Here is a 24,173-nt window from a genome sequence, read left to right on the forward strand (position 1 = left end):
CTCAAAACAGGAATTCTCCTTGCCTACCAAATTCTACAATGTGCCTCGGAAATCTATCGGCTTAAAATTTATTCCTAAAGTAGATCTTCTAGTACAGGACATTTCGGCATTAAAACCTGTTGTAATTACAGACGAAGGAAGCGATTTGACTTTGGCTGTAAAAGCAAAATTAGAAAGCGAAGGCCATACCGTTATTGTCATTCAATTTGACGCTTTTAAAAAGAATCCTACTCTAAAAAATGGGATTTCTATTTCAGAAATAAACGACCAAAATATAAAAACGGCTATCGATACAATCTTAGCTAAAAATGACATTGGTTCTTTTATTTATTTACACCCACATTTCACTTTTTCAGGATCTAATTTCACGCAACATTTTGATACGGAGCGTGCATTGCTAAAAGCCACTTTCTTGCTGGCAAAACAGCTACAAGCACCATTAAATGCCAACAGCAAAACACAACGAACTGCTTTTATGACCGTGTCTCGTTTAGACGGAAAATTTGGAATGGACAAACGTTCTAATATGTCTATCATTGCTGGTGGATTATCTGGATTAACGAAATGTATGAATCTAGAATGGTCTCCTGTATTTTGCAGAGCAATCGATGCAAAACCTGAATTAGCGGCAAAGGAAATTGCAGCTGCTTTATTCTTAGAATTACACGATGCAGATGTACGCTATGTCGATGTCGCCATCACTGAAAATGGACGGATGACTTATGAGGTTACAACGAATGAAGTAAGTGCTGCAGAAGACTACCAACAAACGGTTACAGATAAAGACGTTTTTTTAGTTGCTGGAGGTGGTAGAGGGGTTACCGCGACCTGTATCAAAGAAATGAACATTGCTTTTAAATCTAAATTTATCCTTTTAGGGAGATCCGCTTTAGATTTTGAATTACCAGCTTTTGCATTAAATGGAGTGAGCCCTGCAGCTCTTAAAAATGAGATTATGCAGGAGATGAAATCTAGTGGAGAAAAAGTTTCAATTAAAGGTCTAAACAGTAGGTTTAATAAATACGTTGCTAAAAAGGAAATTGAAGAAACTATTGCGCACATCAAAGCAAATGGAGGCGATGCTATTTATGTGGCGGGTGATGTTACGAAGTTAACCATCAAACCCGAATTACTTGAGATTGAAAAAAAATGGGGTAAAATTACTGGTATCATTCACGGTGCTGGTCGGTTAGCGGATAAGCTCATTCAAGATAAAACTGAACAGATTTTTGATGATGTGACTTCCGTGAAATTAGATGGTTTAACTAGCCTTTTAAAAATGGTAAACGTGAACGAATTAAGGCATTTAATTATGTTTTCTTCCGTGGCGGGTTTCTACGGAAATGTTGGCCAATCAGATTATGCGATGGCCAACGAAATTTTAAGTGCCGCGGCACATTTGTTTAGTACCAACCATCCTAACACTAAAGTTACCTCAATTAATTGGGGCGCTTGGGAAGGCGGTATGGTGAGTCCTGAGTTGCAAAAAATGTTTGAAGAAGCAGGTGTTTCTTTGGTCAACCATCCTGGTGGCGCTGCTCGTTTTGTTCAAGAATTAAACGGAGCGTATCACCACCAACCCCAAGTTATAATTGGAGGCACATTACCTGCAGGTATTTCGGATATTTCTGGCCCTTTAAAAACCTATACTATTCAACGACATTTAAGTTTAAAAGACAATGCGTTTTTAAAGGATCACGTTATTCAAGGTAGTTCTGTTTTACCAATGGTAAACGCCACAGCGTGGATGGCAGATTCTTGTGTAAAACTATTTCCAGATTATAAATTGGCGCGGATAGCACATGTAAAACTGTTTAAAGGGATTGTTTTTGATGGCACTGAAAAAGAAGTTTATTTTACAGAAATTAAAGAACAAAGTAAAACAGCAGACCATATTGTTTGTGATGTCACTGTGTATAGTAAAGGGGTGAAGCTATCGTTAAATCATTACCGTTCAACCATTACGCTTTCGCGAAAAAGAAGCGATAAACCTAAATTTCAAACCCCTATACTAAAAGAGAACAAAATAGATGGCGCTACTTTTTATAAAGACGGTTCTTTATTTCAAGGTCCTTTTTACCAAGGTATAGAAGCGGTTTTGTCGATAGATAAAGATCAAGTTTTACTAAAATGTAAAGCACCAGTAGTTTCTTTTGAAACACAAGGGCAGTTTCCTAGCACGAGTTTAAACGCATTTTTCTTAGATATACAATATCAAGGTATGATTCTATGGGTGCAAAAGTATCATAACGGTGCTAATAGTTTGCCTTTACAAACAATAGAAGGACTGGTTTATGGGGAGATTCCTGCAAATAAAAGTTTCTATGTACATATGAAAATACAAGAAAATTCAGCCACAAAAATGATCGCAGACATTACCGTATACGACGAAAATAGAGCTGTTTTTTTATTCACAGAAGGCGCTGGATTAACCGTTTCAGAAGGGTTAACCTGGTAGTATGCTTAACGCCCCAATCAACACTAAAGAATGAAAGAAAAAATAGCAATCATCGGCATGTCGTCTCTTTTTCCTGGGTCTAAAACGGTACAAGAGTTTTGGAATAACCTTATGGATAAAAAGGACTTGACTGGTATGGCAACAAAAGAAGATTTTGGTGCCGACCCCGAACTCTTCTATAAAAAAGATAAAGGAACTATAGATCGCTGTTATTCCTTACGTGGAGGCTATATCCGTGATTATAATTTTAACAGCGCAGACTTTGGCTCTGAAGACTTAAATGATTTAGACCAAATGTATCAGTGGGGCTTGCAAGTAACAAAAGATGCTTTAATGCACGGCGGTTACTGGAATAAAACTGAAGCTTTAGACCACTGTGGCGTCATCTTTGGAAATTTATCTTTTCCAACAAAATCGTCCCATAAAATTATGGCGCCTATTTATACAAAAACGCTTGAAAAAGGAATTAAGACTCTTTTAAAAGATGACAGTTTTGAAATTCCAGCAACAACATATGAAATTCCAAAAAACAATCCTCTTGAAGGTGATGTCTCGGAATTGGTTAAAAATGTAATTGGTTTAAAAGGCACAAATTTTGACTTAGACGCCGCTTGTGCTTCTTCGCTCTATGCTATAAAAATGGCTTGTGACGAATTGTTAATCGGCAAGGCCGATATGATGTTAGCAGGAGCCGTTTGCTCGTCAGACCAATTGTTTATCCACATGGGATTTTCAATTTTACATGCCTATGCAGGTCATGATCATAAATACTCGCCATTAGATAAGGACTCTGCTGGATTAGTATCGTCGGAAGGCGCCGGTATGATTCTTATGAAACGCTTATCAGATGCGGAAAAAGATGGCGATAATATCATCGGTGTTATTTCAGGAATTGGTTTATCTAATGACGGCGGTGGTAAATACTTATTAAGTCCTAATCCAAAAGGCCAAACATTAGCTTATGAAAGAGCGTATAATGGAACTGTTTCTAAAGAAAACACCTCTTATATAGAATGCCACGCAACAGGCACGCCTCTTGGCGACGTTACTGAAATCAATTCTCTCGAAACTTTCTTTGGGGACAATCCAGACAAATTACGTTTAGGTTCTGTAAAATCAAATATTGGGCATATGCTCACGGCAGCAGGAATGCCTAGTTTAATGAAAGTGTTACTTTCTATGGAGCATCATAAGATTCCACCCGGAATTAATTTGTCCACCGCAATTCAATCTAAAAAAGGCTGGTTTACGCAAGAGCAAATCATAGAAGAGCCCTTAAAATGGGAAACAAACGATAAGCAAGCAGCAGTAAATTCTTTTGGCTTTGGAGGTACCAATGCCCATTTAGTTGTGGAAAGCCATTATAAAGAAAAAAGTAAGAAACACACAGGCGTCAAACTCAAGGAAATGGCCATCACAAGTATGGAAGTTCATTTTGGTGATTGCGTTAACCTAGATGCTTTTTACCAATCTATTTTTGAAGGAACTCAGCATTTTTCTGAGATGCCAATTGATAGATGGAAGGGTTTTGAAAAAAATAATGACTTATTATCCAGTTTTGGTTTAGATACAAAAAAGCCACCTAGAGGCAACTTTATAGCTGATTTTGACATGGATTTAATGCGCTATAAAATCCAGCCGAACGAAGTTGGCACTATGGAACCACAGCAAGCTTTAATCTTAAAGGTTGCCGATCAAGCCATCCAAAAATCAAGCTTAAAAAAAGGGGAAAACGTAGCGGTTTTAATTGCGATGAATCCCGAACTTGCGATACATCATTACTTAGCGCGTTGGGACAGCCAGTGGCAATTAGATAAAGCATTAGATCGTGCCGGAATTGATTTAGAAGCCACACAAAAAGCAACACTTTTAGGCGAATGTCGTAATATATTGTACACGATAGGGAACGCACAGACTCCGAGTCAGCATACGAGTTTTGTTGGTAATATTATGTCGAGTCGTATTTCGGCTTTATGGGATTTTAACGGCCCCTCATTTACAATTACCAATGGAAATAACGGAACAACAAGAGCCTTAGAAGTCGCTCAGAATATGTTGTCTTTAGGCGAAGTTGATGCTGTTGTTGTGGGAGCAGTTGAGTTCTCGGGAGGTATGGAAGCCGTTCTTTTACGGAATCTGATTGCCACCGTAAACCAAAATAAACAACCAAGTTTGTCCTTTAATGCAGACGATTATGGTTGGTTGATTGGCGAAGGGGCATCGGTTATTGTTTTAAAGGCTGATGACAAGATAACAGAAAAAGACACTGTTTATGCTACTATTGATGCTATCGGAGATTTGTCAACAGGTAAAAATATCGCCTTACAAGAATTAGTAGCTTCTGGATTTAAGCAAGAAGATGACTTAGAAAAAGCCCAATTATTAGCGCAAAAAGCGGATCATAAAATTGCATTAGGGTCTGTAAAAACGAATATCGGACATACGTTTTCGGCAGCGGGATTAGCTTCTGTTGTAAAAACAGCCCTTTGTTTGTACCATCAATTTATTCCGGGCATTCCAAATTGGAAATCTGTAAAAAATGAGGCTCTAAAAAATAGCAATTACTATTTTCCAAGCCAATCAAGACCTTGGATTAATGAGACGGATTACCCGAGAGAGGCACTCGTAAATTTGAGTCCATATTCTCGTGTAAAACTATCAGAAGTTACACATCCTAAGCACCCTAAAATTGATAATTTCTTAAAAAAGCATCTGTTTATTTTAAAAGGAAATACGCAAAATGAGCTTAGAGAAGACCTAAGCCTAATTAGCAAAGATATTCTTGTTGATGACTTGGGATTTATAGCACAGGGCTATTATGACAAAACAGCCAAAACCAAAGCAATATATAGCATTGTTTTAGTTGCTTCTAGTCAGAAATCGCTACTACAAGATATCGGGTTTATAGAAAAAAAATTAGCGGTAGCCTTTGATAAAAAGACAGATATCAAACTCCCTAGTGGTTCTTTCTTTAGTCCAAACCCAAGCGCAGCTAAAGGTGATTTAGCATTTGTATATCCAGGCTCCGCAACGAGTTATGAGGGATTAGGACACGATTTATTTCAGTTTTTTCCAAACCTTTTAAGCGATTTTGAAAACAAAATTCCAAACCTTAAAGAGTTCTTTGGCTTAGACTATTTATTTCCTAAGAAGCAAGACCGTGCAACAGCGTCTCCAAACATTCAGACTGATGCTATTTCTATGATGTCTGCCGGGGTGCTATATTCGACCTTGTACACGCACATATTAAGAGCATATTTTGGCGTAAAGCCAAAGGCAGCTATGGGTTATTCTATGGGGGAGTGCAGCTCTATGTGGTATTCATTTGGCATTTGGAATCCCGGTGAGGGGACGAAAATATTCCGCAACTCTCCAATTTTTAAAAATAAATTTTCTGGCGATTTGGAATTATTAGCCGAAGAATGGAATATTAGTACAAAAGAAGCAAAAGCCAGATGGCAAAGCTGGATTTTATTAGACACAAGGGAGAGGGTAGAAGCCCATATCTCGAAATTTGATAAGGTCTTCATCACTTTTGTAAACTCTGAAAAGGAGTTGATAATTTCTGGTGATAAAAGTCAGTGTGAAGGGTTGATTAAGGCCTTGAATTGTCCATCAGTACTAGTGCCTTTCCAAAATGTTATCCATAACGAGTTCTGTAAAAAGGAATGCGATGGATTGATCGAAATGCATAATTTCCCATTAGAAAACCATCCAGAAGTTGACTTTTATTCTAGTTTAACAGGTGAAAAAATTCCTATGGAGTCGTTAAGAATAGCCGAGAATTCCACAAAAGTGTGCTATAAAACAGTTGACTTTCCCGCTTTTGCAAAAAAAATGTCAACAAATGGATTTAGTACGTTTGTAGAACTCGGTCCTAATAGCACCTGTACCAATTGGCTTAAAGATACGCTGAACTTACAGCAACATGTTGCTTGTGCTATTGATAAAAAAGGCACGAGTTCTATTCAGTCCCTATACGAATGTTTGGCGCAATTAATTTCTAACGGAATTGATATTGATTTAGGTTTATTATATCCGAATACCAATCAGAAACAACTCAAAAAGCACTTTACTAAAAAGGTAAAAACAGGGGGGAGTCCTGTGTATGATGTGTTACTATCTGAGGATATTCAACGCCAGTTTGCTACCGTAAAAAGAAAAGAGAAATTACAAAACACAACAAAAAACAAAGGGGCTAGTCAGCCTATTACAACAAAACATACCTTAGAAAAAATAGCTAGTATGATAGATACTTCAATACGAAAAAAGGATCCTAAAACGACTGTTAAAATTGCAGAAAATGGTTTAAAATTACAGGATTATAATGACCCAAATCACTTAAAAGATAAGAACGTCATTTACACGAAAGAAGATTTAATTGAATTTTCAGAAGGAAAAATCGGCAATGTGTTTGGCGCAGAATACAATGTTATTGACCAATACAAACGCAGGGTGATGTTGCCAATGGATCCTTATTTATTGGTGAGTAGAGTTACTGGTTTAGATGCGAAACTCGGCGAATACAAACCCTCTACCATGCAAACCGAATACGACATTCCGTATAACTCAGGGTATGCAACCGATACACAAATTCCTTGGGCAGTGTCTGTAGAATCTGGACAATGCGATTTAATGTTGATTTCTTATTTGGGAATCGATTTAGAAAACAAAGGAGATTATGTGTATCGTTTATTGGATTGCACCTTAGAATTTATCGACGATTTACCTTTTGAAGGGCAAACTTTGCGCTATGATATTTCTATTAATTCATTCGTTAGAAACGGACGTAATTTATTGTTTTTCTTTAGCTACGAGTGTTTTGTAGAAGACCGTATGGTTTTAAAAATGACCAATGGCGTTGCTGGTTTCTTTACTGATGAAGAATTGAGTAAAGGAAATGGGGTGGTTTATACAGACAGTGAAAAGAAAGTTTTGGCAGAGGTAGAAAAGAAAAAATTTATTCCTTTTTTAACCACAAAAAAGACTGCTTTTGATATTGAGGATTTAAGACATCTGATCAATGGAGATGCCCATAAATGTTTTGAAGATATTTCTTATTTCCCTAATGGAAAAAATAAATCGATACGATTAGCTCCAGAAAAAATGCTGATGTTAGATCGTATTGTTAAGGCAGATGTCAATGGGGGTGCTTATGGTTTGGGAGAAGTTATAGCAGAAAAAGACTTGAGTCCAGACGATTGGTATTTTCCTTGTCATTTTAGAGATGACCAAGTATTGGCAGGTTCTTTACAAGCAGAAGGTGGCGGAAATCTACTGCGTTTCTTTATGATGATGCTCGGTTTGCAGCGCCTTAAAAAAGATGCGCGTTTCCAACCCATTTATGGACTCCAACAAAAGGTAAGATGTAGAAAAGAAGTCACTCCTAACGATAAAATATTAACCTATCGCCTTGTCATTAAAGAAATCGGCTTATTGCCTGACCCTTATGTGATCGGTGATTTAGAAATTATTGTAGATGGTGTTATTACCGTTCATTTTGCTAATTTAGGATTGCAATTAAGAGAAAAAGACAATCCAAAATACTTGGAGCAACCTAAGAAGGTGACTGAAAATGTTTTGTTAAATGAAACTGACATCGAAATATTTGCTTTGGGAAGATTAGCCGACTGTTTTGGGCCAGAGTATGCCGTTTATGACAATAGAGCCTTATCGCGTCAACCAAACACAGATTTACAAGTCGTAAGCCGCGTGATTAAAATTGACGGAGAGCGTTTTGATTTCTCAAAACCAACAAATATCTGGACAGAGTACGACGTGCCTCAAGATGTTTGGTATTACAAACAAAATGCGTCCATGACAATGCCTTATACGATATTGATGGAAATTGCACTACAACCTTGTGGACTATTGGGTGCTTATTTAGGAAGTACCTTATTATTTCCTGACAAAGATTTATACCTTAGAAATCTAGATGGTGACGGTGAATTATTAGAACTTCCTGTAGGCACAGATTTTAGAGGGAAAGTGATTAAAAATAAATCAACCTTAACGTCTTCTACGTCATTAGGTGGTTTTGTAATTCAGAAATATCTGTTCGAAGTCTCGGTCGATGGGCACGTTTTTTATAAAGGATTTTCTTCATTTGGATTTTTCCCTAAGGAAGCCTTAGCGCAACAAGTAGGTTTAGATAAAGGAGAGGATATCCCAGCTTGGTATGTGCAAAACAACTTGACGACCAAAGATTATTTCCAAATAAAACTAGATTCTTTATACGCAAAAATGAAATTGTATAAAGAAAATGATAAAGCAAACAACTTCCGCTTGGCAGAAGACCAGCTTAATTTACTAGACAGGGGTGTCGTTGTGAAAAACGGAGGTGAATTTGGTAAAGGCTATATCCATTGTTCCAAAGCAATTCATACCTATGACTGGTTCTTTACCTGCCATTTTTATTCTGATCCCGTAATGCCAGGGTCTTTAGGTGTCGAAGCTATTTCGCAGGCCATGCAGTTATTTGCATTACAACAAGATTTAGGGAAAGACTTTAATAAACCACGATTTGTACAAGTTGAAAACAATAAAACCGAATGGAAATACCGTGGACAAATAAGAGTAAATGTAGAAAACATGCATCTAGAAGTCCATTTTAAAACCATAGAAAAACGAGGCGCCATTTTGGTTTTGATAGCTAATGCCTACCTCTGGAACGAAGGCACAAGAATTTACCAAGTCACAGATTTGGCATTGGGTATTCAAGAAGCATAAACGGAGGTCGCAACAAAAAAAACAGGCTTAATTAAACGGGCAGTAGTGTTGTTTGTCTGGATTAAATTTATAAAAAATATTAAAAATGATTGACTTAAAATGGATAGGATCTCCCAGAGAGATTTCATTTGATATCACAGGAATGTTTGATAAACTAAAAAACACCGCCGTACCTTGTTATGTGGTGAAAGATTTGTCAGGTCGCATTGGAATTACCAATACGGGAACCATTCAATCAGAAGGAAAGGGCTTATTTTTAAAAGCTATAGTGCCTGCGTTCACAGCAGAAGATTTAGGGGATGCCTCGTTTAAAGAAGACTACAAATTAAAATATGCCTATAAAGCAGGTGCCATGGCAAACGGAATTGCCTCTACAGACCTGGTCATTGCTTTAGGGAAAAACCAAATGATGGGATCTTTTGGCGCTGCGGGGATGATTCCATCGCGCGTTAAAGAAGCCATTGCCACGATTCAAAAAGCATTGCCGACTCAAGCTTATGCTTGCAATCTTATCCATAGTCCCATTGAAAAAGCCTTAGAAGAAGGTGCCGTTAACTTGTTTATAGAACACGGTGTAAAAGTGGTAGAAGCTTCCGCTTATATGAACCTGTCAGAGCAAATTGTAAAATATAGGGCTGTAGGATTGAGTTTAGATGCGCAAGGCGAAATTATCATTGCCAATAAAGTGATTGGTAAAATTTCTAGAAAAGAAGTGGCTGAACGTTTTATGTCACCTGCACCTATACAATTTTTAGACAAATTATTGGCTGCTGGAAAAATTACCCAGCAACAGTACGAATTGGCTCAAAAAGTTCCCATGGCAGATGATATTACTGTGGAAGCAGATTCTGGCGGACATACAGACAACCGTCCTATGGTCGTTGTATTGCCTATCATTTTACAATTGAGAGACGAAATTCAGAAAAAATACCAGTACAAAAAACAAATTAGAGTGGGTGCCGCTGGAGGAATAGGGACTCCTGCTTCTGCCTTAGCAGCTTTTGCTATGGGAGCTGCCTATGTGGTAACGGGTTCTGTCAACCAAGCCTGTGTAGAATCTGGGACTTCAGAAGCTGTGAAGGACTTACTTGCCAAAGTAACCTCTACAGATATCACCATGGCTCCTGCTTCAGATATGTTTGAATTAGGCGTAGAACTGCAAGTCTTAAAACGAGGGACTTTATTTGGTGCCAGAGCAAAGAAATTATACGAAATCTATAACCGCTATCAGGGCATTGATGCCATTCCTAAAGACGAAAGACTAAAGTTAGAAACAAAAACGTTTAGAATGCCTTTAGAAGAGGTATGGGATGGTTGTGTCAGTTTCTTTGAAGAACGAGATCCAGAGCAAATAAAAAATGCCCAAGGAAATCCAAAACGTAAGATGGCTTTGATTTTTCGTTGGTATTTAGGGCTTTCCTCTAATTGGGCCAATGCAGGTGATATAGACAGAGTGATGGATTATCAAATTTGGTGTGGCCCTGCGATGGGCGCTTTTAACGAATGGACTAAAAATTCCTATTTAAGCGAAACAAAAAACAGAAAAGTTGCCGATGTAGCTACCCACTTATTAGAAGCTGCTGCGTATTTACATAGGATCAATACCATCAAAAATCAAGGTGTGGATTTGCCGCTTGAGGTGATGCACTTAGGTATTGAAGATAAACATTTTGCCATGGTTTAGTTGGTGTCTTGATTTATTGAAAACAGAATCTGTTTGTAAAAAACAGGAAAAGTAAATTTAGTTTTGCAAATTCGTTGTGGTCTATATATGGGCGAAAATATCAATTCCTGCCTAGTTAAATTCTCGTTTGTAAGAAAAGTAGAGTACCGTTTTCTGATTTTAGAAGTTCAAGTACTTGTTTCCTATTAAAAACAATGACTTTAAAAATAGAAGATGGTTTTTATTTGTGTAGGCTTACACTAGGTGTTTTGAGAATAAAAGTTTACAACGAAAAGAAAGCGTAAAATATTAAACAACCTTTTAGAGGTCAGTAGTTAAGTTCGTCTCTTAACTGTTGGTAAGTGTATAATAGTATGGATGTATTTAAACGTTAAAAGCTTCTAGAGTTCTCTGGTCGCTTAAAAACGGACAACGATAGTAAGGAATATCCAGTTTCAATCAAGGCCAGAACGGCATTCAAATGTTTAAGATGTAATCATATACGGCTTGTCAGACACGGGGCGGCTTTTCCAGATAATGTGACATCTGTAGACATATCGAATCAGCAACTGCTGATACACTTTTTCACAAGGTTAAGTTTGGTGTTCTTAAAGCATTCTTTACCTGTTTTGAAATGGCTACATCGACCAAGGCTCTATCGGCCTGTTACACGGTAGTTCGTTATGGAGTACCCAAAAAGACGTCTCGATTGTTCATGCTTAAGGTGCCGGAGGCAATAGCCTTGTGGAGGGAGAGGTTCACGTTGATGAGTTCGTTCTGGGTGGTCACGAGAAAGGTAAAATAGGAAGAAGCTACCACGGTAAGAAAAAAATAGGTGATTACAGCGGTCCACCTTAATAAGGTAGGAAATATTTAAAGGAGGTATGCCATGAAGAGAGAAGACTTCTCCGCTGAATTATTATAATTTATATGTACCGGCTACATAAGTCGAGAATCCAAGGTAACGACCGACAAATGGAGAGGTTACAGACCTATAGCAAAGGCGTACGATATAAAATAGACAGAAAGTAATAAAGTATTGAACTTCAAGATGCTCCATACTATGATACATCAAGTTAAATCTTGGATAAGAACTACCTATTCTTGGGTCAGTGATGATACCCTAAATAGGTATTTTAATGAATTCTGTTTTAGAATAAACCGCTCACAAAGTAAGTCAATAATTTTCTGTAACCTGATTACTAGAATGGTTAGCGTTGATAAAATAGATTCATCAGAAATAATAAGTAACAAACTACTAACCTCTATATAATTAATTAAAACTTAACTCAATAGTTTAGAATTGATTAGTCCTCTTTTTTGGCTAACATTTGCCTTCTTTAATGTGAAAATAGTATTAAATGCTTCGTTATATGATGTTAGATATTTAATTTTAAAAAAGGTTTTTTTTATTTAATACCAATTCTCCAAAATTTGGAGATACTCCTTGTGACTAAGATAATATGCCTGTGTTAACTCCTATCTTTGTTTCTTTGAATTTTATGTCCTTTATGGTTAACTGTATCTTTTGTACTTAACTTCCACTTCCACTTCCACTTCCACTTCGACAAAGGTTGTAATTGGGTTATAGTAAGAACCACCTTTAATAGTTTTTACCCTTAATTCATTCGAATAACCCGTAAATAGTGTTTCATCTATTGAAAGTCCTTTAGTAAAATCCATATTCAAAAATATTTTTCGACTGCTTTGACCGACTCGGTTTCGTTTAAATCTGAGTCAATTTTTTTTTGTCAAACAACTATATTATTTTCATTTATAGAAAAACTAGGAGCTACTTCTTTGTGCTTTTGAGTAGAAGCAATAGTACTAAATAATAAGGCAAAGAGTAGTTTTATAATGATTTAAAATAATGACATTTTTTTTAGTTTCATCAATTTAGTAGAAAAAATAGTTGAGTTGTGATAAAACTTAATTAATCAAAGTTTACTACGACCGTTTCTCGACCCTTTGTAGTCGTTTTTACCTCTAAAATAGAGCCTATTAAAATCAAGGGATTAGGAAAGAAGAATATGATATAAGAAATTGAATCTTTTAACACAACCCTATTAGCTATAGAGGTAATTGATGGTTTTAATGAAGCAAATCACAAACGTTGCGAGCACCTTTTTTAAAAAAATAGAGCCCCTTAAAAAAGGGGCTTTATTATAATGCAAAGTCTAACCTATAAAAATGGTTTTTAAAGTTTAGATAGCCCCAATGAGGGACAACAAAGTTCCAACTGCAACTACAGCCAAAAAGGCATGCATTGCAATTACAAGTACAGATAGATAAGAATCTACCCCAGATTTAAATGATAAATGGTTCATAACATTACCTACTTTAAAGTTATATAGCTCAATTTATAAATTGTAGTCGCTATTAAAATAATAATGTTGTAAACTCTTATATATTCGATGTTTAGTGTAGAAAATTTGTGGTTTGAATTTTGCGAAAAACGTATTTCATCCTTGAAATCAATCCTTATGACTGATTTTTAACATTTCAACGTGTATTATTAACGAACAATGACCCCCAAGTATAAAGTCAACCATATGGAATTAAACCATTTTGATTTTAACACGGTTTCTCTATGATAAAATCATTTAAAGTATTCCAATGATATCTAATAGTAATGCCAACGGAATTGCTATTAAAATAACAACTAGGCATGCGACCATAATTCTCAAAAAACCATTTAATATTTTTACTCCTGTTGTAAGTTCTTGTTCCATCATCATAATAGTGTTTCTTTTATCAATGTATATAATATTGTATAAAGCAGTATCAAAAGGGTATATAAATCGATGAAAAACCAAAAACACCCTCTTAAGGAGAAACTTATGTTCATTTTGTCGGCTGACATTATGAATAAAACATCCTTAAAATAAGAAATTATGCTATGATTTTCAAATTTTCGAACAGAAATTTAATCTATCAGGTAAATTAAAAAGTAATTGAACTATATTTTTAATTAAATTTTTGATATATGTAGCTATCGAAGAACAAGAGACTACTACTGTTTTTGTTGAAGTAGTGTACACGATTCTTTTGTGTGGCTTTCGAATAAAGCGCAAACCCCATCACGGGCAGGTGGGCACTTTAGTGTGCAGTAACACCTTACTATAGCAACTTAGATACACCTTCCATAATTTTGGTGCTTGCACCTTTATTTTCGTTAATATACGCGGCGTTTATTCTTCCTACCTTATTCCTAAAATCCTTGTTCGACTGCATCTTGTCTATATACTGGGTTAATTCTGTTTTTGTATGAATAGAAATAACACCGCCAAGCAATACTAATTCTTCTGCCTCTTTGAAGCCTTTGAATGCAGGACCTATAACAACGGGTATTCCAAAAACTGCGGGTTCCGCCGTATTGTGCAATCCTGTGGCGAAACCGCCCCCTACATAGGCTATGGTAGCGTAACTGTAAAGTTTAGTCAATATGCCAATGGTGTCGATAATCAGAACATGTATGTTTTCTAGACTTTGGCATTCAATTTCAGAATATAGCAGTGTTGGCTTGTCTATAGATTTTTTGAGTTCGCGACTATGTTCTTTTTTGATGTTATGAGGAGCAATAACAAATTTCATATCTGAGGGAGTACGATTTATGTAATCAACAAGAATTTTTTCATCTTCTGGCCATGTGCTTCCAGCAATTAGGCAATTTTCAGCAGTATTAAAAGCATCCATAAAATCTAAGCTATTGTCCGAATCCAAAATTTTAGAGACCCTATCTATACGGGTATCACCACTGACAGTACATTTTTCAAGTCCAATCGAATTTAGTAGCGATTTAGAATTCTCATCCTGTACGTAGAAATGGTCAAATGATGTTAGTGCTTTGCGCATAAAACCTCCATAGGGTTTAAAAAACACATGGTCTTCCCTGAAAACTCCAGAGACTAATAATGTTTTAATGTTTTGGCGTTTTAATTCTATTAAGTATTGCGGCCAAAACTCATATTTCACAAAAAACACAAGTGATGGGTGTAAGGCATCAATAAACTTTTTTGCGTTTTTCTTTGTATCCATTGGGAGGTATACAACCACATCTGCTACTTTGGTGTTTTTTTTATTTTCAAAGCCAGAGGGAGAAAAAAAACTTACTACCATTTTATGGTTTGGATATTCTTTTTTAACGGCCTCCATAATAGGGAGGCCTTGCTCAAACTCACCTAAAGAAGCACAATGAAACCATATGGTTTTATCTGTGGGTGTAATCTTTTGCCTTATTATTTGAAAAGTTTGTTTTCTGCCAGAGATAAACAGCCTCAGTTTTTCACTAAAAAGCTTGGCAATAGATAGTATGCCAATAGTAAGATAAATAACTATGTTATAAAGAAAAATCATAATCTGCTAAAGTACAAAATTGAAGTTTTAGAAAATAGGGCTGTTATATATTTTAAAAACCTTTGTTTGATTTTCTCAATAGCGGTATTGTATTGATTTTAATTTCGAGCATTTTCGTATTTTTGTACTTTAGGTTGTTGTCTAGAAATCATCATTTATTTTTTGCAGGTTTGACATTTTAAAAAATACATTAAAGAACTCCATAATATTAAGAGCAGTTTATGAGAAAAATACAAATGGTTGACCTTAAAGGTCAACACGCAGCAATAAAAGATAGGGTAAATACCTCTATCCAAGAGGTGATTGATACTACTGCATTTATAAATGGACCAGAAGTAAAAGAGTTTCAAAAAGAATTAGAAGCTTATTTAGGAGTAAAACATGTCATCCCTTGTGCCAACGGTACAGATGCTTTGCAAATTGCTATGATGGGCTTAGGTTTGCAACCTGGAGATGAAGTTATCACAGCAGATTTTACGTATGTGGCAACTGCAGAGGTTATTGCACTATTAAATTTAACCCCAGTATTGGTAGATGTTTTGCCAGATACGTTTGATATTGATATTAATGCCATAGAGAACGCAATTACGTCAAAGACGAGGGCTATTGTTCCAGTTCATTTATTTGGTCAATGTGCCAATATGGAGGCAATATTAAAATTAGCAAAAAAACATAATTTATTTGTAATTGAAGATACAGCTCAAGCTATTGGGTCGCATTACAGGTTTAATGATGGTTCAACTAAAAAAGCTGGCACTATTGGTAATGTTGGGTGCACCTCTTTTTTCCCTGCCAAAAACTTGGGGTGTTATGGAGACGGTGGTGCAATTTTTACCAATGATGATGACCTGGCTTCCAAAATTAGAAAAGTTGCAAACCATGGACAATCGGTACAGTATATACATGATGAAGTTGGTGTTAACTCAAGATTAGATAGCATTCAAGCTGCAATTTTGAGAATAAAATTAAGGCAGTTGGATGTCTATAACAAGGCTAGAATTTTGGCTGCTCAAAAATACGATGCTAAATTTAAGGCACATCCAAGATTAACTATTCCTGTTAGAGCAGATCATTCGAATCATGTTTTCCATCAATATACACTCAAACTAAATGGTGTAGATAGAGATGCGCTTCGAGCACATCTTACTCAAAACAATATTCCAAGCGGTATTTATTATCCAATTCCCTTACACCTACAAAAAGCATATTTGGACCCTAGATATAAGAAAGGTGATTTTCCTGTAACGGAAGATTTGTGTAGATCTGTTATTTCGCTCCCTATGCATACAGAATTAGATGACGAACAAATCAACTATATAACGACTATGATCATCGAATTTATAAACGTCTAATCTATAGATTGCAGTAGCTTTGAGTAAACGCAATCTAAAATACAAATACATGAAAAAAATTCTCGTTACCGGAGGTCTTGGTTTTATCGGTTCGCATACCGTAGTAGAATTACAACAAAAGGGTTTTGATGTTGTTATTATTGATGATTGTTCCAATTCAGATGAAAAAGTGCTTAATGGTATTGAAGCGATTAGTGGGAAAAGACCTGTTTTTGAAAAACTAGATTTAAAGGAACGGAATAAGGTAGAAGATTTTTTCAAAAGAAATGCCGATGTAGTAGGAGTGATACATTTTGCTGCGTCAAAAGCAGTTGGGGAAAGTGTAGAGAATCCTTTGTTATACTACGAGAATAACATAGGAACCTTGGTGTATATCTTGAAGGAGTTGTGTAAAAAGAATACGGCAAATTTCATATTCAGTTCTTCATGTACGGTTTACGGTCAAGCCGATAAAATGCCAATTACAGAAGATGCTCCTATAAAAGTGGCGGAGTCGCCCTATGGTAATACCAAACAGATGGGTGAGGAAATTATTACAGATACGTGTAAAGTGACACCAACATTGAATGCGATTGCGTTGCGTTATTTTAATCCCATGGGTGCACATCCTAGTGGTGAAATAGGAGAACTTCCTGTAGGTGTTCCACAAAATCTGGTACCTTTTATTACGCAGACCGGTATTGGTCTTAGAGATTCGCTTTCTGTTTTTGGGAATGATTACCCTACGCCTGACGGTACGTGTATTCGTGACTATATTTATGTGGTAGATTTAGCGAAAGCGCACGTGGTTGCATTGGAACGACTTCTAGAAGGAAAGAATGCCGAAAATTATGAGGTGTTTAATGTAGGTACTGGAACAGGTAGTTCTGTTTTAGAAGCGATACAGAGTTTTGAAAAAGTATCTGGAAGAAAGCTTAACTATAAAATAGTAACAAGACGACCTGGTGATATTACTTCGGCCTATGCGGATACGACTAAGGCCAATACCGTTTTAGGATGGAAGTCGGAATATACCTTGGACGAGGCTATGAAATCTGCATGGGTCTGGGAGCAGAAAATCAGGGATTAGATACAGAATAATTTAATAGAGAAAGAGGAGGAAATAGCGTATATTAATTTCTTTTTTAGTTGTTACCGATAATCAATTACGTGGTCTTAGCGATGTATGATAAAAAAAGACAACTCAAATGTACAAGGCTACTGTTCAGCATAGGTATTGCCTTGGGAGCTGTATGAAATCGAACAATAACCAGTAGAAAATAAATAAACTCAGATGAAAGCTAGAATTACTTTTTTTATAGTTATGATTTGCACTTTGCAAACCTTCGCTCAGGATATGTATTTGCAATGCGGCGAAATCTTTGATTCTGAAAGTGGAACATTTTTAACCGAGCGTACGATTGTGGTGTCGGGAAATAAAATAAAAAGTATTGAAAAGGGATTTGTCTCAGGGAAAGATATGGACAACATCGTAGACCTGCAATCCAAAACGGTACTGCCAGGATTTATAGATATGCACGTGCATATAGAAGGAGAATCGAGTCCATCCCAATATTTAGATCGCTTTACGAAGAATGATGTAGATGTCGCTTTTCAGTCAACAGTGTATGCTAAACGCACCCTCATGGCGGGTTTTACAACGGTACGTGACCTCGGTGGGTCTGGGGTGAATATTGCATTGGGAAAAGCCATTAGTAAAGGTATTGTCATAGGGCCTCGAATATTTACCGCCGGAAAGGCCATTGCCACTACGGGAGGCCATGCAGACCCTACCAATGGAGTAAGAAAAGAACTGATGCATGATCCGGGTCCAAAAGAAGGCGTTGTGAATTCGCCCGAAGACGCTAGGAAAGCAGTGCGTCAGCGCTATAAAAACGGCGCGGACGTAATTAAAATAACGGCAACGGGTGGGGTTATGAGCGTTGCAAAAAATGGTCAAAATCCTCAGTTTACTGCAGCCGAATTAAAGGCTATTGTAGAAACGGCAAAGGACTATGGGATGCTTACTGCAGCTCATGCGCATGGAGATGAAGGTATGCGAAGGGCTATTGTAGCCGGCATACAAACCATAGAACATGGCACATTAATGGAGGAGTCTACCATGGAATTGATGATTCAATACAATACCTATTTAGTTCCTACCATTTCTGCGGGTAAGGCAGCAGCAGCAATGGCAGATATCCCTAATTTTCTACCGGCTGTAGTAGCTAAAAAGGCAAAAGAAATAGGTCCTATAAGCGAAAAGAATTTTAAAAGAGCTTACGAAAAAGGCGTACCAATAGCCTTTGGAACGGATGCAGGAGTTTCACCACATGGAGATAATGGTAAGGAGTTCACGTATATGCACGAAGCGGGCATGCCTGTGGTGTTAGCACTACAATCAGCAATGACTGCGCCAGCTAAGCTATTAGGTATGGACAAGGAGCTAGGAATCTTAAAGGCTGGTTATTTGGCTGATATCGTAGCGGTAGATGAGAATCCAGTCAATAATGTGAGGACATTGGAATCTGTAAGTTTTGTAATGAAAGAAGGAAAGGTGTATAAAGAATAAAAACGGAAACTTGAACGGTATGTTATGAATAGCCCTATTTTTTTGGACAGTGAAAGTGTTATGAAATATACCCAGAGCCGAGGGTTGTATAATGCATTGGTGGCTCAAGTCAATAGAGATTTCACTCGTGTTAATCTTAAACTTGCTTTCGGTTTAAATCCGCAACCTAAAGAACTTCAAACAGTAATTAGGGAGAAAATATACTTGTTGTTGATGGAACGTTTCTCGGAGTATTTGAATGTAATGTATGCGGTGGATATTCCAGAACGAGCCTTTAAAAATTTAGAAATAAAAGATACGGTAGACGTTGCAGAGCAAGTCACCTTTCTTATCCTGAAGCGAGAATTGCAAAAATTAGAACTAAAAGAAAAATATAAGTCCAAGGATTAAAAAAAGAAACGGATGAAGGGAATTAGCGCATCGGCATAAATGCTATTATTTTCATCAAATAGGACATTGTATCTGAGTCCTATCGAAGCATTTCTAGTAGTATATCCCAGTCCAAAAAATAAGGCTGGAGACCAATAATTATCTTCTGGACCGCTGCCGCCTAAATTAAAAGTTTGGTTGACACGAAGTTGCTCTAGCTCCGCTGATAGTTGTATCTGTGGGATGGGGTTGTAAAGAGACAATAAACTACCTCCGTATGCCAAAAATTTAGCCTCGTTAAACTTGGCATAATTCACATTTAAGCTTATGCCAGCCGCAAAAGTATCGCTTACAGGGTAAATAGCACTTGGAGATAGTGCTACGTTAAATCCTCCATTAGTAAACCCTAGGCCAAAACTACCACCATAGCGCACTTGACTCCAAAAATCACTTTGGCCAGGAGTGTACTGTGCTTGGGAATAATAAATACATAGGAGGCTTAGAAGAAGGAAAAATGAATTTTTAAGATAATTCTGAGTGATTTTACGAGAAACTTTCATTTTTATTAGATAAGAACTTTCCTTTAAATATTGTAAATGTTGTATTTTTGATGAAATTTATTCTAAAGATACAGAAAGTAATTCATGGATAAATATTCCTTTTTAAATACAGCGCATACCGCTTTTTTTTCAGAGCTATATGACAAGTATCTAGTAAATCCCGATAGTGTTGAGCCCAGTTGGAGGGCCTTTTTTCAAGGTTTTGACTTTGGTATGGAAAGCGCTGGGGGCGAATTAGACGTAACTGATGAACGCGTAACCTCAATGGTGAACGGGAATCGGGTAGAAATGCCGGAGTCCCTTCAAAAAGAATTTCAGGTGATACGTTTAATAGATGGGTACCGAAGTAGGGGTCATTTGTTTACAGAAACAAACCCCGTACGGGATAGAAGACAATACGTTCCTAATCTAGAAATAGAGAATTTTGGGCTAACTCAGGCAGATTTAGAAACGGTATTCAATGCCGGAGACATTATAGGTATAGGTCCAAGTTCGCTTCAACAAATCATTACGCACCTTACGAGTATCTATTGCGATGCTATAGGGGTGGAGTACATGTATATTAGAAAGCCAGAACGTATAAAATGGATACAGGATTGGATTAATATAAACGATAATCATCCCAGTTTTGATGCAGAGCGAAAGAAACATATTCTTAAAAAGTTAAATCAAGCCGTTTCGTTTGAAGGTTTTTTACATACAAAATATGTCGGTCAAAAACGTTTTTCTTTGGAAGGCAATGAGTCCTTAATACCTGGATTGGATGCCATTGTTGAGCGTGCTGCAGAAATGGGTGTGAAGCAGTTTGTGATGGGGATGGCCCACAGGGGAAGATTAAGCGTGCTTACCAATATTTTTGGTAAGTCGGCAAAAGATATTTTTAGTGAGTTCGATGGCAAGGATTATGAGCAAGAGATTTTTGATGGAGATGTTAAATATCACTTGGGTTGGACTTCTGACCGCATGTCGGATAACGGCAATAAAATAAAAATGAACATAGCACCAAACCCTTCCCACTTAGAAGCGGTAGGTGCTGTGGTTGAGGGTATCGCTAGAGCAAAACAGGATGCGCATTTTCAAGAAGATTTTTCAAAGGTGCTCCCTATTGTTGTTCATGGAGATGCTGCTATCGCTGGTCAGGGCATGGTCTACGAAGTAGTTCAAATGGCTAATTTGGATGGTTACAAAACCGGAGGCACCATACATATTGTAGTAAATAATCAAATAGGTTTTACTACCAACTATTTAGATGCAAGGACATCTACGTATTGTACAGATGTGGCAAAGGTTACTTTGAGTCCGGTATTGCATGTGAATGCAGATGATGCAGAGGCTGTAGTTCATGCCTCACTTTTTGCTTTGGAGTATCGCATGCGATTTGAGCGAGATGTATTTATAGATTTGTTGGGTTATAGAAAATACGGGCATAATGAAGGGGATGAACCTAGATTTACGCAGCCTAAATTATATAAAGCAATAGCAAAACATAAGAACCCTAGGGATATTTATGCGGAGCAATTGATTTCCGAAGGAATTATAAACGAAGGTTATGTTGCAGAATTAGAGCGTGAATACAAAGACGCTTTAGAGGAGAAATTAGAAGACTCTAGAAAAGAGGATAAAACCGAGATTACTCCATTTATGGCAGACGAGTGGAAAGGTTTTTCCACTGTACGCGAGTGGGAGATGATGGAAAAAGTGGATACCACTTACGATACGGATAAGCTTACAGCTATCGCTAAAGTGATAACAAAGCTTCCAGAGGGAAAAAAATTCCTTCGTAAAGTGGAGAAGTTAGTCAACGACCGAAGAAAAATGTTCTTCGAGACCGATACCTTGGATTGGGCTATGGGCGAACTTTTGGCCTATGGTACTTTATTGGAAGAAGGATATGGTGTTAGAATGTCTGGACAAGACGTTGAAAGAGGTACTTTTTCTCACCGTCATGCAGTAATGAAGGTAGAAGAAAGTGAAGAAGAAGTATTGTTGTTGAACCATGTTTCCGAAAACCAAGGAAAATTTCAGATTTATAATTCACTATTGTCTGAGTATGCGGTTGTAGGTTTTGATTACGGATACGCAATGGCTAGTCCGAATACTCTAACGATATGGGAAGCACAGTTTGGAGACTTTAGCAATGGAGCCCAAATTATGATTGACCAGTATATTTCTGCCGCCGAAGATAAATGGAAGTTGCAGAACGGTCTGGTTATGTTATTGCCACACGGTTATGAAGGTCAGGGAGCGGAGCATTCATCGGCAAGGATGGAGCGTTATTTACAGCTTTGTGCAAGGGATAACATGTTTATTGCCGATGTTACAACACCTGCACAGATGTTCCATATTCTAAGAAGGCAGATGAGGGTTAATTTTAGAAAACCACTCATTATTTTTACACCTAAAAGTTTGCTAAGACATCCAAAAGCGGTGTCTACGGTAGACGATTTTGCAAATGGAAGCTTCCAAGAAGTATTGGACGATACTTCTGCAGATGTAAAGAAGGTGAAAAGCTTGGTATTCTGTACCGGAAAATTCTACTATGACTTACTAGCGCAACGTGAGAGTTTGGAACGAGATGATGTCGCTTTGGTGCGTGTAGAGCAATTATTCCCAGTGCCGGAGAACCAAATGTTAGCGGCGATGAAGAAATATAAAAATGCGGATGACCTTGTATGGGCTCAAGAAGAACCAAGGAACATGGGGCCTTGGAGTCACATGTTAATGCATTTTAGTGAAGCACAAAAATTTAGGATAGCATCTAGGAGGTTCTATGCGGCACCTGCGGCGGGTAGCTCTGTGCGTTCTAAAGCACGACATCAGCAAGTAATAGATTTTGTCTTTGATAAGTCCAAGGCTAATATGACCAGAAAAAAAAGTAAGAAGTAAAATATCAAACTATAGAAAGAATGATTCTAGAAATGAAAGTCCCTTCACCGGGAGAATCCATTACAGAGGTAGAGATAGCGGAATGGTTAGTTGAAGATGGTGATTATGTAGAAAAGGATCAAGCTATAGCCGAAGTAGATTCGGATAAGGCAACCTTGGAATTACCCGCAGAGGCTGCAGGTATCGTTACTTTAAAAGCTGAAGTAGGGGATGCTGTGGCAGTAGGCGGTGTTGTATGTTTGATTGATACAAGTGCTGCAAAGCCAGAAGGTGGCTCTGATACTAAGACAGAAGCTCCAAAAGAGGAGACCCCCACAGCTAAAGAAATAAAGGAGGTAAAAGCACCTGAAGTGAAAACATCTTATGCAACTGGAAGCGCTTCTCCAGCTGCAAAGAAAATATTAGAAGAAAAAGGCGTTTCGGCGTCAGTTGTAAAAGGAACCGGCAGAGATGGTCGAATTACAAAAGACGACGCTGTAAAAGCAAATCCTTCTATGGGTTCTCCTAGTACAGGAGGGAACCGTGGCGAGAGCAGGACAAAGCTTTCTATGCTTCGGAGAAAAGTGGCAGAACGTTTGGTAATGGTTAAGAACGAAACGGCGATGCTTACCACGTTTAACGAAGTAGACATGTCGCCAATTTTTGCTCTTAGAAGTGAGTATAAAGAAACATTTAAAGAAAAACATAGTGTTGGTTTAGGATTTATGTCCTTTTTCACATTGGCAGTTGTAAGAGCTTTGGAAATGTATCCTTCGGTGAATTCTATGATTGATGGAAAAGAAATGCTTTCTTATGACTTTTGTGACATCAGTATTGCCGTGTCCGGTCCAAAAGGACTTATGGTTCCTGTTATCCGAAATGCTGAAAATTTAAGCTTTAGAGGTGTTGAAGCAGAAGTGAAACGTTTGGCTATAAGAGCTAGGGACGGGGAGATTACCGTAGATGAAATGACTGGCGGTACTTTTACCATTACCAATGGCGGTGTTTTTGGTTCTATGTTATCAACGCCTATAATCAACCCACCCCAGAGTGCTATTTTGGGAATGCATAATATTGTAGAGCGTCCAATCGCAAGAGACGGAGCCATTGCTATTGCGCCCATTATGTATGTTGCACTCTCATATGACCACCGTATTATCGATGGCAAGGAGTCTGTAGGATTTTTGGTAGCCGTAAAAGAGGCTCTGGAGAATCCAGAAGAATTACTCATGGATGGAAATATAAAGAAAGCCTTGGAATTATAAGCATC

General features: G+C 37.4%; 13 protein-coding genes and 1 pseudogene. 10 read left to right on the top strand and 4 right to left on the bottom strand.

The genetic code is table 11. The features are described from left to right. Nucleotides 1-19: 19 nt before the first annotated feature. From Q360_RS23785 to Q360_RS25430, 4 genes and pseudogenes are all read left to right on the top strand, one after another. The gene (locus Q360_RS23785) at nucleotides 20-2,458 is read left to right on the top strand and encodes an SDR family NAD(P)-dependent oxidoreductase (protein WP_245603284.1); all 2,439 of its coding nucleotides are present in this window, start codon (nucleotides 20-22) and stop codon (nucleotides 2,456-2,458) included. Between the two features lie 30 nt (nucleotides 2,459-2,488). Further along, nucleotides 2,489-9,187 (top strand): PfaB family protein, encoded by a 6,699-nt coding sequence (locus Q360_RS0117145; RefSeq protein ID WP_027078168.1) that lies wholly within the window; start codon nucleotides 2,489-2,491, stop codon nucleotides 9,185-9,187. Nucleotides 9,188-9,272: 85 nt separating this feature from the next. Beyond that, nucleotides 9,273-10,871, top strand: coding sequence for a PfaD family polyunsaturated fatty acid/polyketide biosynthesis protein (locus Q360_RS0117150; RefSeq protein WP_027078169.1), 1,599 nt, complete (start codon nucleotides 9,273-9,275; stop codon nucleotides 10,869-10,871). A gap of 353 nt (nucleotides 10,872-11,224) precedes the next feature. Next, a pseudogene (locus Q360_RS25430) lies at nucleotides 11,225-12,123 on the top strand (IS1595 family transposase). A 242-nt stretch (nucleotides 12,124-12,365) separates the two neighbouring features. Here Q360_RS25430 and Q360_RS25930 read toward each other — a convergent pair. The 3 genes from Q360_RS25930 to Q360_RS0117165 all read right to left on the bottom strand — a co-directional run bounded on the left by Q360_RS25930 (nucleotide 12,366) and on the right by Q360_RS0117165 (nucleotide 15,206). Next, a complete protein-coding gene (locus Q360_RS25930) occupies nucleotides 12,366-12,533 on the bottom strand; it encodes a hypothetical protein (RefSeq protein ID WP_156950157.1) in 168 nt (55 codons plus the stop codon). A 521-nt stretch (nucleotides 12,534-13,054) separates the two neighbouring features. After that, nucleotides 13,055-13,177 (bottom strand): hypothetical protein, encoded by a 123-nt coding sequence (locus Q360_RS27025; RefSeq protein WP_262493237.1) that lies wholly within the window; start codon nucleotides 13,175-13,177, stop codon nucleotides 13,055-13,057. Between the two features lie 793 nt (nucleotides 13,178-13,970). Continuing rightward, a complete protein-coding gene (locus Q360_RS0117165; RefSeq protein WP_027078170.1) occupies nucleotides 13,971-15,206 on the bottom strand; it encodes a 3-deoxy-D-manno-octulosonic acid transferase in 1,236 nt (411 codons plus the stop codon). A 221-nt stretch (nucleotides 15,207-15,427) separates the two neighbouring features. On the opposite strand from Q360_RS0117165, the gene Q360_RS0117170 reads away from it, so the two are divergent. The 4 genes from Q360_RS0117170 (at nucleotide 15,428) to Q360_RS0117185 (ending at nucleotide 19,499) form a co-directional block, all read left to right on the top strand. Next, nucleotides 15,428-16,558, top strand: coding sequence for a DegT/DnrJ/EryC1/StrS family aminotransferase (locus tag Q360_RS0117170; RefSeq protein ID WP_027078171.1), 1,131 nt, complete (start codon nucleotides 15,428-15,430; stop codon nucleotides 16,556-16,558). Between the two features lie 49 nt (nucleotides 16,559-16,607). Next, complete coding sequence (galE, locus tag Q360_RS0117175) at nucleotides 16,608-17,627, top strand: UDP-glucose 4-epimerase GalE (RefSeq protein WP_027078172.1); 1,020 nt, start codon at nucleotides 16,608-16,610, stop codon at nucleotides 17,625-17,627. A 204-nt stretch (nucleotides 17,628-17,831) separates the two neighbouring features. Beyond that, nucleotides 17,832-19,109, top strand: a complete 1,278-nt coding sequence (locus Q360_RS0117180; protein WP_027078173.1) for a metal-dependent hydrolase family protein — start codon at nucleotides 17,832-17,834, stop codon at nucleotides 19,107-19,109. 24 nt (nucleotides 19,110-19,133) lie between these two features. After that, a complete protein-coding gene (locus Q360_RS0117185) occupies nucleotides 19,134-19,499 on the top strand; it encodes a hypothetical protein (RefSeq protein ID WP_027078174.1) in 366 nt (121 codons plus the stop codon). Here Q360_RS0117185 and Q360_RS0117190 read toward each other — a convergent pair. Continuing rightward, nucleotides 19,496-20,038 carry a hypothetical protein gene (locus Q360_RS0117190; RefSeq protein WP_051554793.1) on the bottom strand — a complete coding sequence of 181 codons (543 nt, stop codon included), beginning with the start codon at nucleotides 20,036-20,038 and terminating at the stop codon, nucleotides 19,496-19,498. The two genes, Q360_RS0117185 and Q360_RS0117190, sit on opposite strands and share 4 nt — an antisense overlap. An 84-nt stretch (nucleotides 20,039-20,122) precedes the next feature. Between Q360_RS0117190 and Q360_RS0117195 the strand changes: the two genes are divergently transcribed. Next, nucleotides 20,123-22,924 carry a 2-oxoglutarate dehydrogenase E1 component gene (locus Q360_RS0117195; RefSeq protein ID WP_027078176.1) on the top strand — a complete coding sequence of 934 codons (2,802 nt, stop codon included), beginning with the start codon at nucleotides 20,123-20,125 and terminating at the stop codon, nucleotides 22,922-22,924. A 20-nt stretch (nucleotides 22,925-22,944) separates the two neighbouring features. Continuing rightward, the gene (gene odhB, locus Q360_RS0117200) at nucleotides 22,945-24,168 is read left to right on the top strand and encodes a 2-oxoglutarate dehydrogenase complex dihydrolipoyllysine-residue succinyltransferase (RefSeq protein WP_027078177.1); all 1,224 of its coding nucleotides are present in this window, start codon (nucleotides 22,945-22,947) and stop codon (nucleotides 24,166-24,168) included. Nucleotides 24,169-24,173: the final 5 nt, after the last annotated feature.

The organism is Maribacter antarcticus DSM 21422, assembly GCF_000621125.1.
GTDB classification, from domain to species: Bacteria; Bacteroidota; Bacteroidia; order Flavobacteriales; family Flavobacteriaceae; genus Maribacter; species Maribacter antarcticus.